This is a genomic window from Gottfriedia acidiceleris (genome assembly GCF_002128425.1).
Classification (GTDB): Bacteria; Bacillota; Bacilli; order Bacillales; family Bacillaceae_G; genus Gottfriedia; species Gottfriedia acidiceleris.
The window spans coordinates 23,575-38,682 of sequence record NZ_NESS01000022.1 but is presented as its reverse complement, the minus strand read 5'-3'; the positions used below and the strand labels follow the sequence as shown (position 1 = coordinate 38,682).

Sequence of the window (15,108 nt, the reverse complement as noted above, 5' to 3'; positions counted from 1 at the left end):
CAGCGCACCAATCGAGCCGCTCCTTGCATAAACTTACTGAGATTGGGGCGACCATACGATATACATATTTACCTATATATTAAAATGCGTTCGTAGCTCAGTGGATAGAGCAACGGTTTCCGGTACCGTGTGTCGCAGGTTCGAATCCTGTCGAGCGCGCTAAAAATAAACCGAGTGATATGATCTGTTAATAAACAGCAATATCACTCGGTTTTTATTTTCCCTCCGTTAAAACCTTATATCTCAGTCCTAAATCCTACCTTTACCCTACAACTAAAGATGTACTAAAACTCCACCCAATGAAGAATGGGTTCCCTTAACTTAAAATCATATATTTAAAGTAAATAAAGGGAGGTCATTCAAATGGATATGAATTCTTGGTTTCTTGAAGAAATGGCACAATTCAATAAGGATGAAATAGAAAGAGAATTAAAATTTAAAGAAACTTATAAACTGTACTCAACATCTAAAAAGAAAAAATACTGCATCGACTTAAAAATCATTAAATTCTGTATCTAAACAAGAGAGTGTTTATAATCATTTTAAATTTAATAAAAAAAGAGCCGAGTAATTTCATACTAATAAAAATTATTCGGTTCTTTTCGTCCCTTCTATTTTTTTCCTCTATCCTTTTTCATAAATATATGATATATTACTCTTTGCGATGAGCTAATTTGAGTAAGACGAGAGATATGCGCAAGCTAAACGCGCGGATGTGGCCGCCCGGTCTCTTGCCTCAAACGCATCAAGACGTCTGCTGCGGCAGGCGTCTTTCTTTTTGTTTATTCCTTTGTGTATAATAGTACATATTAAAATTGAAGGGAATGTTTTTGTGTTAACAATCGCAGAATACACTGTAGAAGAAATAAAAGATCCATTTGGTATTATTGAAGGTGATCGATTTGAGTTTATTCTTTATATCAATGTGCCAGAGGATGATGAATTATTTAATGAAAAAGGTATATACATAAAAGTCCTTTTTGGAGTAAATGGTGGCGAGTCTAAATTAATTAAATATGACTTGTATGAAGTTGAATCAAATCAGTATTTAGATTTTGATTTGGAAGAAGATGAGGAAAAAGAAGTATTCGAATTTTGTAAAACTCATTTAACAGTTGAAGATTAATGTGTTGTTGAATGACACAGTTCAGTTTAGGAAATCGCTTTTTATAGGTAATTCGGCGACACACTTCTGTGTAATTGTAAACACAGTACCAATTGTGATTACACACTTATAAAACACTAATATTTTAAATAAATGTAGAGTTTTGAAAACCTTGATTTATCAAGGTTTTTTTGTTGTGTTTTTAAATAAATAGATTTTTTAGAATATTGGCATAGAATTTGCAATAATTAAATTGATTACATAACTTGTCCTTGTAACGCGTAGTTCTTTTGTCATTATTTGTAAAAATGTAAGCGTTTCAACGACGAGGAAAATTGAGGAGGTGTAGAATGAATATCTTATTGGTATGTTCTGCAGGGATGTCAACTAGTCTACTAGTTACAAAAATGGAACAAGCAGCTAAGGCAAAAGGAATTCAAGCAACTATATGGGCTGTTGCTGGTGATGAGGCGAAAGAAAACTTAGCCAAAGCTGATGTATTACTACTTGGACCACAGGTTCGTTATCTAGCCTCAGAAATGAGGAAGCTGGCTGAACCTAAAGGGATACCAGTAGATACTATTAATCCAGTGCATTATGGATTGATGAATGGTGAAGCTGTTTTGGAAATGGCCTTAAATTTGAAAAAATAAACGGGGAATTAAAATTCTAGAGAGAAAAGAAGGTGTATTAGAATGATGCATTTTGCTGAAAAGTATATAATGCCTGCTGCAGCGAAATTTGGTAATCAACGTCACTTGTTAGCAATCCGTGATGCTTTAATTGGTATGATTGCCATTACGATGATTGGGGCTTTTGCTGTACTTATTAATAACTTGGGTGGCGCAATTCATGGCTACGATAAAATGATGGAAACAGTCTTTGGTGCAAACTGGAAAACACTAGGCAGTGATATTTGGTGGGGAACATTTGCATTTATGACAGTATTTGCCGTAGTAGGGATTGCGCATAGATTAGCGCGTTCATATGGTGATGAAGGTTTTGAAGCGATGCTTGTTGCTTTAGCATGTTACTTTGTACTTGTTCCACAATCATTAGCTGCAGTATCCGTTACTTTAAATGGTGGTAAGACAGCTACAGGGGGAACTTGGGGATTTATTAGCTGGAATTCATTAAACTCTACGGCTTTATTTACAGGAATTATCGTTGCGATTATTGCAACTGAAATCTTTGTACGATTAGCTAGAGTGAAACAATTAGTTATTAAATTACCAGATGGCGTTCCACCAGCCGTATCAAAAGCATTTGCAAAGTTATTACCAGGTATGTTAACAATTTTTATCGTTGCATTAATTGGCTTATTGTTCAGATTATACATTTCAGATGGCGTATTCTTTAATGATTGGTTAAATTCAGTTCTTGTAAAACCGTTAACTGATGCTGCTGACTCTTTAGGATTTGCAGTTGCAATTGCATTCTTTATACATTTCTTCTGGGCGCTTGGATTACATGGTCCAAATATTTTAGGTGGTATTACAACGCCTTTATTAACAAGTTTAGGTAACCATAACATCGATTTATATGCAAAAGGTGTGACAGATTTAGATAAGTACTCAGTATTAGCAGGTCCATTCTTAGATGCATTCGTATTTATGGGGGGTTCAGGAACTACGATCGGTTTACTTATTGCAATGTTCTTTGTAAATCGTAAACGTCATAAACAGATGATTGCATTAGGAACACCACCAGGATTATTTAATATTAATGAACCAATTATTTTTGGTTTACCAATAGTGTTAAACCCAGTTTGGTTAATACCATTTATTTGTACTCCAATTGTTTTAACCATTACTTCTTATTTAGCTGTTAAATCACATATTGTTTTCCCTATTGTTTCTACAATTCCATGGGTAACTCCACCGGTTATTGGTGGATATTTAGCAACAGGTGGTCACTGGAGCGGTGCAGTCTTAGCGCTTGTTAATGTTGTGATCTCAATCGTTATTTACTTACCGTTCGTTGTAGTAGCAGAAAGAATGGAAGCAAGGAAGTCCACAGAAACTACAAGTAGTAATTCATTAAATGTATAATAAATTGTGAAGGAGAAGAGTGCAAATGCCTACCGACACAAATAATGAACAAATTGCATTTCAGCTTATATTACATTCTGGTAATGCTAAGAGTTTATTAATGGAAGCAATGTATAAAGCTCGTGGTGGAGAGTTCGAGGAAGCTCGTGAGAAAGTAAACGAAGCGAATGCGGAACTTAGGTTGGCTCATCATTCGCAAACGTCACTTATACAAAGTGAAGCAGGCGGGCAACAATATAAAGTTAATATTCTCTTAGTACATGCACAGGATCATTTAATGAACACTCTTACAACAAGAGATTTAGTAGAGGAAATCATTTACTTGCATGAAAAAATTTTACTTAAATAATTAATAAAAAAAGTGGTGTAGACTAAATCTACATCACTTTTTTTCATAGATAATATGGAACAAACTGTATAATTTAAGTAGAGATTAAAAGTGTTTTAAAACACTATAATGCTAGTGTATATAAATCATGACACACTAATAAGTTAACAACACACTAAAACAATTTAAGAAGATTAACGAATTATATTTAACACACTAGACGTTTTAAAATTACTTTCCTTAAAAGCAAAGAAAAAAGATTCCATGATTATAAAGCCTTTTAGGACAAGGTTTCTAAGATTAAAATATATATTTTTCAATAAGTCAGGAAAAGTTGGCACGCCATTTGCTATATAAAGAGTGTACAAAATAAATTAATTAGTAGTTGCTTAAGAGTCGTATTACTTTCAAACAATCTGTAAGCGCTACACTATATCTAATATTGGAGGAATAATCATGAATATTTTATTAGCTTGTTCAGCAGGAATGTCTACTAGTTTACTAGTAACTAAAATGGAGGATGCAGCAAAAGCAAAAGGAATTGACGTAAAGATTTGGGCAGTTTCAGGTGATGCTGCAAAAGAAAATTTAGATAAAGCAGATGTTCTTTTATTAGGACCACAAGTACGTTATTTAGCTTCTGAAATGAAAAAAGTTGCCGAGCCAAAAGGGATACCTGTTGATGTAATCAATCCGGTACATTATGGACTTATGAATGGTGAAGCTGTTTTAGAATTAGCACTTAGTTTAAAAAAATAGACTGGATCTGTGCATAAATTTTAACAAAAGGGAGTCTTAAAAATGATGAATTTTGTAGATAGATATATAATGCCAGCTGCAGCAAAGTTCGGTAACCAACGTCATTTATTAGCAATACGCGATGCGTTAATCGGTATGATTGCCATTACAATGGTCGGTTCATTTGCAGTTTTATTTAATAATTTAGGTGGAGCGATTAAAGGTTACGACAAAATGATGGAAGCTCTTTTTGGAGTGAACTGGAAGACGCTAGGTGGAGATATTTGGTGGGGAACATTTGCATTTATGACTGTTTTTGCAGTTGTAGGAATTGCTTATAAACTGGCTCGTTCTTATGGTGATGAAGGATTTGAAGCAATGCTTGTCGCATTAGCATCATATTTTGTACTAGTGCCACAATCATTAAATACTGTAACGGTTACATTAGAAAATGGAAAAACAGCTACTGGTAGTGTTTGGGGACTAGTGAATTCTACTTACACTAATTCAACTGCACTTTTTACTGGAATAATTGTAGCAATTATCGCAACAGAAATTTTTGTTCGATTATCAAGAGTAAAGCAATTAGTTATTAAATTACCGGATGGTGTACCACCAGCTGTTTCAAAAGCATTTGCGAAGTTATTACCTGGTATGCTGACAATCTTTGTGATCGCAATTGTTGGATTGTTATTCAGATTATATTTATCGGATGGAGTATATTTTAATGATTGGTTAAGTTCAGTGCTTGTTAAGCCATTAACGAATGCTGCAGACTCTTTACCGTTTGCAATCGGTATTGCATTCTTTATTCATTTCTTCTGGGTACTTGGCTTACATGGACCAAACATTCTTGGTGGAATTACAACACCATTATTTACAGCTTTAGGAAATGAAAATATTGATTTAGCAGCAAAAGGGGTTACAAAGTGGAGTGAATACAATGTAATGGCTGGCCAGTTCTTTGATGCATTTGTATTCTTAGGTGGATCAGGTGCTACGTTAGGGTTAATCATTTCTATGATATTAATTAATCGAAAACGTAATAAACAAATGATTGCATTAGGTGGGGCACCAGGATTATTCCAAATTAATGAACCAGTGCTTTTCGGATTACCGATCGTATTAAATCCAATGTGGTTAATTCCCTTCATTGGTACACCAATTATCTTAACAGTTATTTCATATTTAGCGATTTCTTTAGGCATGGTCCACCCAGTAACTACGAATATTCCATGGGTAACACCACCAATTTTAGGTGGGTGGTTGATTACAGGGGGACATTGGACAGGTGCAGCCTTAGCAACATTTAACTTAATTGTCTCAGTAGTTGTCTATTTACCATTCGTTGCACTACAAAGACGAATGGAAGCTAAAAAAATTAGAGAAGCGGCAAATAATCAAAGTGCTGCTATGTAATGCAGTTTGAGGAGGATACGAAATGAGTACTTTAACGACAATCGAGCAAACGGCATTTCAATTAATTTTACACGCAGGAAACGCAAAAAGTTCATTAATGGAATCGATGCAGGCTGCTCGAGAAGGTAATTTAGAAGAAGCAAATAGTAAGATTGAAGAAGCAAAGGTAGAATTAAATCTTGCGCATCAAGCACAAACTTCATTAATTCAAGGTGAAGCACGAGGAGAGAATGTAGAATTAAGTATCTTGTTAATTCATGCTCAAGATCATTTAATGAATGCATTAACGATGAGAGATTTAGTAACAGAAATTATTTTCTTACATGAAAAATTAAACAAATAAAAGAAAATAGAAAAGTAGTTTTGTAGAATTACCGGGCTACTTTTCTCCTATCATAAAGAAGGAGTGAAGAAAATGAGAAACGGTATTAAAATAGCAACAATTGGTGGCGGTTCAAGTTATACTCCAGAATTAGTTGAAGGATTTATTAAACGTTATGATGAACTACCTGTGAGAGAGTTATGGCTAGTGGATATTGAAGAAGGTAGAGAGAAACTTGAAATCGTTGGAAACCTTGCGAAAAGAATGGTAGAAAAAGCAGGAGTACCAATGGAGATTCATTTAACTCTTGATCGACGTGCTGCTCTTAAAGACGCTGATTTTGTCACGACTCAATTTCGTGTAGGATTACTTGAAGCTCGTATGAAGGATGAGCGTATACCTCTAAAATATGGGGTAATTGGTCAAGAAACAAATGGTCCAGGTGGCCTGTTTAAAGCACTTCGTACAATTCCGGTTATTTTAGATATCGTTAAGGATATTGAAGAGCTTTGCCCAAATGCTTGGTTAGTAAACTTTACGAATCCTACAGGAATTTTAACAGAAGCGATTTTAAGATACACTAACTTCCGTAAAGTGGTTGGTTTATGTAATGTACCAATTCATATCCATATGAACATCGCGAAAGGTCTAGGGGTAGATGCTGAGCGTGTGCATATTGATTTTATGGGATTAAATCATATGGTTTACGGAACGAAAGTATTATTAGATGGTGAAGATGTAACAAGTCGTGTTGTAAGTGGATTTGCACGCCCTGCTGAAAGTATGACGATGCAAAATATTAAGGCAATGGATTGGAATCCTGATTTTATTGAAGCACTTGGAGCGATTCCATGTCCGTATCATCGCTACTACTATCAAACTAAAGTAATGTTAGAAGAAGAGCTTGAAGCAGCGAAAAAAGATGGTACGCGTGCTGAGGTTGTAAAAAAATTAGAAGAATCATTATTCGAATTATATAAAGATCCTAATTTAAATATTAAGCCACCACAATTAGAAAAACGCGGTGGAGCTTATTATAGTGATGCTGCATGCCGATTAATTTCATCTCTATATAACAATAAAGGCGATATCCAGCCTGTTAACACAATGAATAATGGTGCTATTGCATCAATTCCAGATGATTGTGCTGTTGAAGTAAGTGCAGTTATTACAAAAGATGGTCCAAAACCACTTACGATGGGTGATTTACCGGTTGCAGTACGTGGTTTAGTTCAACAAATTAAATCATTCGAACGTGTTGCTGCGGAAGCTGGGGTAACTGGTGATTATAAAACAGCATTACTTGCTATGTGTATTAACCCACTAGTGGGATCTGATAATTTAGCAAAACAAATTCTAGATGAAATGTTAGAGGCTCACAAAGAGCATTTACCTCAATTTTTCAAAAATGAAAAAGTAGCAGCAAATTAATGTTTTAATTGAATAAAGAGAGGGATGTAGCTCGAATGAAAGAGTGCATCCCTTTTAATTTATACTAAAAGAAAAAGGAGAATGAAAGATGACGAAGCTAATTGTAAATGCTGATGATTATGGATATTCAAAAGGTGTGAATTACGGCATTATCGAGGCACATTTAAATGGGATAGTGAATTCTGCAACGATGATGATGAATATGTATGCTGTAGAGCATGGTATTGAACTAGCTAGATTACATCCTACATTAGGAATAGGTGTGCATCTTGTATTAACAGCGGGCAAACCTTTATTAACTGATTTACAAACAATCGTAGATGAAAACGGCGCTTTTCTTAAAAATAGTTATTGGTATGACAATCCAATTATCAATGTAGATGAAGTAGAAAAGGAATGGGATGCGCAAATTCAAAAGTTCCTTTCGTTTGGTTTAAAACCTACACATCTAGATAGCCATCATCATGTACATATGATCCCAATTTTACATCCAGTTATTGCAAAACTATCTCAAAAATATAATCTATCAGTTCGAATTTCTCCAAAAAGTCAAATAGACGGAATCACACATTTTACGGACCAATTATTAACCGATTTTTATGGCAGTGATATTCCAGTAAACTATTTTGAGACAATAGAAGAAAGAATAAATAATAGTATTGAGTCAGTTGAAGTCATGGTACATCCTGCATTAGTAGATAATCATTTGAAAAATGGTACATCTTATTGCTTTGAGCGTTTAACAGAACTAGATATTTTAACGAACTCAAAACTTCCTGTGGGAGTAGAATTAGTAAAGTATTAAAATAAAAAGCCAGTTTCTTCCAATGGAGTAACTGGCTTTTTTGACTCAATTATAAGATCTTATACCCCTGATTTTGCATTTCCTAAATACTGTTCTTGTTCATTTCTAGAATAAAATTCCATTAAATAACATATTTCATCATCGGGAATGATAATGTCACAAGCATCTTCAATTTGTTGCATTATTTTTTTTATTTTTAAATATAGCATATAGTCACTATTTATTTTATCTTCTTTGTCTCTAAATGGGATTAGAGGCTGTGAGTTTTGAATTCGATCTATCATGCAACTCATATGAATAACAATTCCCATTAGATCCTCATTTTTGAAAAATTTGTCTGTTTGGACTTGTATTTCATTTAAAGCACGTCTAATGACACTAATTACTTTTTTAGCGTCCTTTAAAGAAATAGTCTCTTGTAATGTTTCAGCCATTTTTAAGTACGTTTCTTCATAAGTTATCAATTCTTGTATTGTCTTTGTAGCCTTCATATTTAATACATCCTGTAAATGGAACGTATTGAATGGAACATTTATATCAAAATTCGAAACAATACAAACGATACTTCGTTCTTTAGATATATCATTTAACATTTTTTGTAATTCGTCTTTATTTAATAGGCTAATTGGAACGATTTCTAGCATCTCTTTATCATAGACCAAGTTATTCGCCAGTATATTTTTAATGGCTATTGCACTTCCCTGACCAGTCAGACATGCAGTTAAAATCACAGAACGATTAAATTCAGGTTGTTTCGTTTTATTCGCATGAGAATTGATGAAGAAAGTAGTTAAGTTTCGCACATCCTGGTAAAGCTCGTCTAAATTATAACCGAGTGTCGCTTTTCTAGAAGCTTCGATTACATGTGCAGTACTTACCATTTGAATCACACGTACAGGGATTGAAAATTCGGCTTCAATTATGTCACCGATATAAGCTAATGACCCCATATCAATGCAAAGTAGGATACCATTTAATTTCCCTAAAGATTTAATATAATCTTTTACACGAATTAAAAAATCTTGTGGAGGTTCACTTAATGGCATATCAATTCCAATGACTTCCTCGTTTTCTAGCAGTTCATTTGTTACATTCGCCATCTCTCTAGCAATACCATTACCGTGAGCTAATACAATAACTTTTACATTGGAACTAGTCACTTTAAAATCTTCGTTTCCATATACAAAAAACATCGTTATAAATGCTACTTCATCAAATGGAATTGACACATTTGAAAAATCTTCAATCATTTTTACACATTCAATTGAAACGGAAAACTCTTTCTTATATTGATCTCGTATTTGCGTTATATTAGGATGATAAATTTTCTTGTTTGACTGTATGCGTTGTAATAGCGTTTGTATGTGTAGGCTAAGTGCAACAAGTATTTTTTCATTAAATCTCTTACTTAATTTTTCTTCTGCTAGTTTTAGTACTTTTTCACTTAATGTAACGATTTCAGGCTTTATTATTTTTTGGACATTTTCTTTACTAGATAGTTTGCGATTAATTGAAGTTAAATAATGCGTAAAATAACTTTCAATATCATTTTCCATTAGTAAGGATAACTCGTCCTGAGCAACGCCACGTTGTTTTAGTTCTTCATATTTAGTATCAATTCGGTCATAAATTGTATCTGCAGAATGATCCATTTGGTGGTTACTGATTATACCTTTTGTTGGTGAAAATTCGAAATGCTCGTTTAATAGAGTGACTGCATGCTTCACTTTTTTTTCAATAAATAAGCCTTCCTTCACATACCAGTTTAAATCAGTACTATAAATACGTATTTTGTCATGTTTGTGAGTAATAAAATCTGCATAAGCCTTCGCGCAAGCTAATTGAATGTCGGCTTTAAGTTGACCGATATTGTTTTGACACGGATAAAATAGAAAAGAGCGAATCGTATTAGCGCTTACAACAATCTCTTTTCCTAGACGAACACTTTCTTCTGTGAAAAATCGTTTAATGAGTGTCAATCTCTCTTCGTATGTTCGATCACGAAGAGCTGGCAACGTAATGACCATAGGGATTCGGCGCGTAAATGTAGATAATAAAGATGACCCTGGGTCCTCTGTAGTTGCTGAAATGATTAAAACATTCGATGTTCGCTCGTTTTCTGTCTCACCTAGTCTTCTATACAACTTATAATCTATGAAAGTAAATAACATTTCTTGACCTTCAGGAGTAAGACGATGAACCTCATCTAAAAATAATATTCCATTATTTGCCTTCTCAAGTAGACCTTTTTGTTCTGTTGCACCTGTATAAGCACCTTTTCTTACACCGAAAAGCTGCCCTAATAATAATTGTGGATTATTTGCATAGTCTGCGCAGTTAAAAATAATGAATGGAGAATCCTTTTCTAAAATATTTGAACGAATTGCGAAATCATGCATTCTTTTAGCAAAAGCAGATTTACCAACACCAGTCTCACCAAGTATTAATGTATGCATCCCATTTGGTGGATAGAGAATAGCTGATCTTGCTTTTTCAATAGCAGGTCTTAAACTAATATTTTCTTCATAAAAATATTCATATTTATAGTCTGAACTTGCTATATTTATTCTAGATTTGTTAGTTTGTTGTATAGTATGAGAAAGCAGTTTAAATACGACAGGTCTAGAATTTGTTTTAATTAATAATTCTTCTTTGACTAATTTATTTAAATCACTGCTAACGTTTGCTCTATCTAAACCGAGCTTTTGTGCAATCTCAATTGCGGTAAAACCTTGCTCCTTACTTTGAAGAAAAACTTCATAAATTTGATTTTTTCTGTTCATAATGGCCCACCCATAATAAAGAGTTGTATACCTTTACTATACAGGAAAAAGTAAACGTTTTCACTATATTTAAATTAGTATAACAATTCGTCAAGTACTATGAAAAAGTTAAATATCGAGTAAAATAGTAATAAGGGAGTGAAGTAGTATGGAAATGAATTTAATGCAAAAACAATCATTGAAACTTGCAATGACTCAGGAACTACGACAAGCCATTACAATGCTTCAATTTAATGCCCAAGAACTTACTGATTTTTTATTTGAGCAATCATTAGAAAATCCCTTAATTGAAGTCGAAACTCCTTATAACGATTACACTTCTTCAAAAATCAAACAACAAACTACTTCCAATGGACAAGGAATGGAGTTATACACTCGAAGAACAGAAACATTACAAGAAGAACTTGTTAGTCAGTTAAATGAGTTGAAAGTTGATAATGAGGAATATAAAATTATTAAATATTTAATTTATAACTTAGATAAAAATGGATTTTTGATGGAATCAGATGAAGAGCTAATACATGAATTAAATATCTCTTCTGTTCAGTTACAAATCTGCATTGATATACTTCAACGTTTTGAACCCTCAGGAGTTGGAGCAAGATCCGTTAAAGAGTGCTTAATGATCCAACTAGATGGCCTTGAAGTTGATACTACAATTGCAAAACAGGTCATTAAAGACTATTTTGACTTATTTGTTAATAAAAACTGGAAAGAAATTGCGAAGAAACTAAAGATTAGCTTACCTGATTTACAAAGGGAAATTGACTTGATTTTAACCCTTCAGCCAAGACCAGGTTTAAATTATTTCCAAGACCAAGTAAATTATGTAGCTCCTGATTTAACAGTTGAAAAAGTCGGCGGGGAGTTTGTAGTACTTATTAATGATAAAATTATGCCGCGTTTAAAAGTACTTAGTGAATATTCTTCTATTTTAAATGGTCAACATGAAAAGGAAGTTTCAGTTTATTTAAAGGATAAAAATACTCAAGTTAACTGGTTAATGAAAAGTTTGGAAGAACGAAAATCAACGATGTTAGCAGTAATGAATTGTATTTTGCGTAAGCAAATTGCTTTTTTTGAAAAGGGTCCTGCGAATTTAAAAACTCTTACTTTAAAAGAGATAGCAGAAGAACTTTCCTTACATGAATCGACAATTAGCCGTACTTGTAAAAACAAATATGTACAGACACCGTTTGGTTTATTTGAAATGAAGAAATTCTTTCATCAAGGAGTAAATGTAGATGGTGAGGAGCTTGCATCAACGAGTGTGCAAGTATTCATAAAGCAACTAGTAGATGAAGAGAACAAAGAAAAACCATTTTCAGACCAAAAGCTGGTAGAATTATTAGCGGAAAAACATGGAGTGGAAATCTCTAGAAGAACTGTAGCTAAATATAGAGATATACTTAGAATTCCTGGTTCATCAAAACGAAAGCGCTTTAGTTAAGAAGGAGAATTGGATGTCGATTAAGTTAACTTTATTAAAAAAAGAGAATTGTGGATTATGCGAAGAAGCAAAAGACGCAATTCGTTTGGTCCAATCGGAATATGAAATCGAAGTAAATGAAATTGATATATATTCTGATGACGCGTTATTAGAGGAATATCAGCTAATGATCCCTGTTATTCAAATTGATGGGAAAACCGTTGCATACGGAAAAATTCATAAGATTGACATATTAAATGCGATAAATGGGTAGTTATTAGTTGAAAGAAATGATTGACCCTGTTACAATGTAAATGTAGCAGGGTTATTTCACTTCTGGAGTAAATCTTGTTCGAAAAAACAACGTTGCAAAACGCTGTAATTTTTTTAAAACAAGTGGGACATAATATGTCATAGTGGGACATATTTAGACCCAAGTGAATACTCTGTGAAAGAGGAGATGAAAATGAACCATATTTTAAAGCTACAACAAAAATTATTACCTGATCTAATACCCGTTATCCAAAAGAGATTTCAAATCCTACAATATATACGAATTATGCAGCCAATCGGTCGAAGGAATTTGTCTGCTAGCGTAGGATTAACAGAAAGAGTACTTAGATCAGAAGTTGCTTTATTAAAAGAGCAAAGACTGATTAATGTCGCATCTTCTGGGATGACATTAACGGATGAAGGACTAAGTTTACTTCTAGACCTAGAAGAACCAATGCGTGAACTATTCGGTCTAAAAAATATCGAAGACTTGCTTAAGGATATGTTTAATCTGCAGGAAGTAATCGTTGTTTCAGGCGATAGTGACGAACTGGACTGGGTAAAAAAGGAGATGGGTCGAGCGGCTGTTGGCTGTATAAACCAAAGGCTAGATACAAATAATATTGTTGCTGTTACTGGTGGTTCCACTTTAGCTGCCGTTGCTGAAATGATGAATGATGACTCTAAAGATTTAAATACCTTATTTGTACCAGCGCGAGGCGGTTTAGGTGAAGAAGTAAGAAATCAAGCAAATACGATTTGTGCAAAAATGGCTGAAATGGCAAAAGGTAATTATCGATTACTTCACTTGCCAGATGAACTTAGTGAAGAAGCCTATCTAACTATGATGGAAGAACCAAGAGTAAAAGAGGTTCTAAATTTAATTCGATCTTCTTCAATTGTCGTACACGGCATTGGAGATGCATTTACGATGGCTAAGCGAAGACAATCTTCATCAGATCAGTTAGAAATCTTAACTGAATCTGAAGCTGTAGGAGAAGCATTTGGATATTACTTTAATGAAAATGGTGAAGTTGTTTACAGAGTAAGAACAATCGGTTTACAACTGAATGAATTAGAGAATATACCTTATGTACTTGGAGTAGCCGGAGGATCTTCTAAAGCAAAAGCAATGGCCTCTTTTTTAAAGAAAGGTCATGTAAACATCCTCGTCACAGACGAAGGAGCAGCAAAAGAGTTAATTAAAGGATGTACCCTTTAAAATAAAAAAGCTTCTACCTATTAAAAGGAGGAAATTAAAAATGGCAACTAAAATTGGTATTAATGGATTTGGACGTATCGGACGTATGGTTTTCCGCGCAGCTTTAAACAACCCAAACGTAGAGGTTGTAGCAATCAATGACTTAACGGATGCTAAAACTTTAGCTCATTTATTAAAATATGATTCAGTACACGGTTCAGTAAACGCTGATGTAGCAGTTAACGGCGATTCAATCGTTGTAAACGGAAGCGAAATCAAAGTAATTGCTGAGCGTGACCCTGCAGCTTTACCTTGGAGCGATTACGGAGTAGAAGTTGTAGTAGAATCTACTGGTCGTTTCACAGATAAAAAAGATGCTGAAAAACATTTAGGTGGATCAGTTAAAAAAGTAATCATCTCTGCACCAGCTTCTAACGAAGATATCACGATCGTAATGGGTGTAAATGATGACAAATACGATGCAGCTAGCCACAATGTAATTTCTAATGCTTCTTGTACAACTAACTGTTTAGCTCCATTTGCTAAAGTATTAGACGAAAAATTCGGTATCAAACGTGGTATGATGACGACTGTTCACTCTTACACAAATGATCAACAAATTCTAGATTTACCACACAAAGATTTACGTCGTGCACGTGCTGCTGCAATGAGCATGATCCCAACGACAACTGGTGCTGCTAAAGCAGTTTCATTAGTATTACCTCAATTAAAAGGTAAATTAAACGGTGGAGCTGTTCGTGTACCAACTGCTAACGTTTCTTTAGTTGACTTAGTAGTAGAATTAAATACTGAAGTTACTGCTGAAGAAGTAAATGCTGCATTTAAAGCTGCTTCTGAAGGTGAATTAAAAGGTATTTTAGGATATTCTGAAGAGCCATTAGTATCAATCGACTATAACGGTTGCACAAACTCTTCTACAATCGATGCATTATCTACAATGACTATGGAAGGCAACATGGTTAAGATCCTTTCTTGGTACGATAATGAAACTGGTTACTCAACTCGTGTAGTTGACTTAGTAGCTCACATTGCTTCTAAAGGTCTATAATTTTAATAAAAATTAATATGAGGGCGAGGGGAATTTCCTCCCCTCTTTTGTTTGAAAAAATCCTCTTTTGTCACTAATCCATCACAATATTAAAAAATACTCTAGAAATAAATTCCAATTGATGTACATAATCTGTTAAAATTGCGGTGACAAT

15 protein-coding genes and 1 tRNA gene are annotated in these 15,108 nt (G+C 34.0%); 15 read left to right on the top strand and 1 reads right to left on the bottom strand.

What is annotated here, in order from left to right:
• The first annotated feature begins 86 nt into the window (after positions 1-86).
• The 11 genes from B6K90_RS22070 (at position 87) to chbG (ending at position 8,199) form a co-directional block, all read left to right on the top strand.
• Positions 87-159: transfer RNA gene (locus B6K90_RS22070), tRNA-Arg, on the top strand.
• Positions 160-363: 204 nt separating this feature from the next.
• Positions 364-519, top strand: coding sequence for a hypothetical protein (locus tag B6K90_RS23905; protein ID WP_167555464.1), 156 nt, complete (start codon positions 364-366; stop codon positions 517-519).
• Positions 520-832: 313 nt separating this feature from the next.
• A complete protein-coding gene (locus tag B6K90_RS22065) occupies positions 833-1,126 on the top strand; it encodes a DUF6509 family protein (protein ID WP_088014869.1) in 294 nt (97 codons plus the stop codon).
• Positions 1,127-1,455: 329 nt separating this feature from the next.
• Positions 1,456-1,758 carry a PTS sugar transporter subunit IIB gene (locus tag B6K90_RS22060; RefSeq protein ID WP_088014868.1) on the top strand — a complete coding sequence of 101 codons (303 nt, stop codon included), beginning with the start codon at positions 1,456-1,458 and terminating at the stop codon, positions 1,756-1,758.
• A gap of 42 nt (positions 1,759-1,800) precedes the next feature.
• Complete coding sequence (locus B6K90_RS22055) at positions 1,801-3,156, top strand: PTS sugar transporter subunit IIC (protein WP_088014867.1); 1,356 nt, start codon at positions 1,801-1,803, stop codon at positions 3,154-3,156.
• Between the two features lie 25 nt (positions 3,157-3,181).
• The gene (locus B6K90_RS22050; RefSeq protein WP_088014866.1) at positions 3,182-3,505 is read left to right on the top strand and encodes a PTS lactose/cellobiose transporter subunit IIA; all 324 of its coding nucleotides are present in this window, start codon (positions 3,182-3,184) and stop codon (positions 3,503-3,505) included.
• A 435-nt stretch (positions 3,506-3,940) separates the two neighbouring features.
• Positions 3,941-4,243: a PTS sugar transporter subunit IIB gene (locus B6K90_RS22045; RefSeq protein ID WP_088014865.1), complete on the top strand. Its 303-nt coding sequence runs from the start codon at positions 3,941-3,943 to the stop codon at positions 4,241-4,243.
• Positions 4,244-4,285: 42 nt separating this feature from the next.
• The gene (locus tag B6K90_RS22040; protein WP_088014864.1) at positions 4,286-5,641 is read left to right on the top strand and encodes a PTS sugar transporter subunit IIC; all 1,356 of its coding nucleotides are present in this window, start codon (positions 4,286-4,288) and stop codon (positions 5,639-5,641) included.
• A 22-nt stretch (positions 5,642-5,663) separates the two neighbouring features.
• Complete coding sequence (locus tag B6K90_RS22035) at positions 5,664-5,984, top strand: PTS lactose/cellobiose transporter subunit IIA (RefSeq protein WP_088014863.1); 321 nt, start codon at positions 5,664-5,666, stop codon at positions 5,982-5,984.
• 72 nt (positions 5,985-6,056) lie between these two features.
• Positions 6,057-7,394: a 6-phospho-beta-glucosidase gene (locus B6K90_RS22030; RefSeq protein ID WP_088014862.1), complete on the top strand. Its 1,338-nt coding sequence runs from the start codon at positions 6,057-6,059 to the stop codon at positions 7,392-7,394.
• An 88-nt stretch (positions 7,395-7,482) separates the two neighbouring features.
• Positions 7,483-8,199, top strand: coding sequence for a chitin disaccharide deacetylase (gene chbG, locus B6K90_RS22025; RefSeq protein WP_088014861.1), 717 nt, complete (start codon positions 7,483-7,485; stop codon positions 8,197-8,199).
• A gap of 59 nt (positions 8,200-8,258) precedes the next feature.
• On the opposite strand, the gene B6K90_RS22020 is transcribed toward chbG, so the two are convergent.
• On the bottom strand, positions 8,259-10,982 hold the full coding sequence (locus B6K90_RS22020) for a sigma 54-interacting transcriptional regulator (RefSeq protein ID WP_088014860.1): 2,724 nt from the start codon (positions 10,980-10,982) through the stop codon (positions 8,259-8,261).
• Between the two features lie 148 nt (positions 10,983-11,130).
• Between B6K90_RS22020 and rpoN the strand changes: the two genes are divergently transcribed.
• The 4 genes from rpoN to gap all read left to right on the top strand — a co-directional run bounded on the left by rpoN (position 11,131) and on the right by gap (position 14,954).
• Positions 11,131-12,432, top strand: a complete 1,302-nt coding sequence (gene rpoN, locus B6K90_RS22015; RefSeq protein ID WP_088014859.1) for an RNA polymerase factor sigma-54 — start codon at positions 11,131-11,133, stop codon at positions 12,430-12,432.
• 13 nt (positions 12,433-12,445) lie between these two features.
• Positions 12,446-12,685 carry a glutaredoxin family protein gene (locus B6K90_RS22010; protein WP_407920545.1) on the top strand — a complete coding sequence of 80 codons (240 nt, stop codon included), beginning with the start codon at positions 12,446-12,448 and terminating at the stop codon, positions 12,683-12,685.
• Positions 12,686-12,877: 192 nt separating this feature from the next.
• Positions 12,878-13,906 carry a sugar-binding transcriptional regulator gene (locus tag B6K90_RS22005; protein ID WP_088014858.1) on the top strand — a complete coding sequence of 343 codons (1,029 nt, stop codon included), beginning with the start codon at positions 12,878-12,880 and terminating at the stop codon, positions 13,904-13,906.
• Between the two features lie 40 nt (positions 13,907-13,946).
• Positions 13,947-14,954 (top strand): type I glyceraldehyde-3-phosphate dehydrogenase, encoded by a 1,008-nt coding sequence (gene gap / locus B6K90_RS22000; RefSeq protein WP_088014857.1) that lies wholly within the window; start codon positions 13,947-13,949, stop codon positions 14,952-14,954.
• Positions 14,955-15,108: the final 154 nt, after the last annotated feature.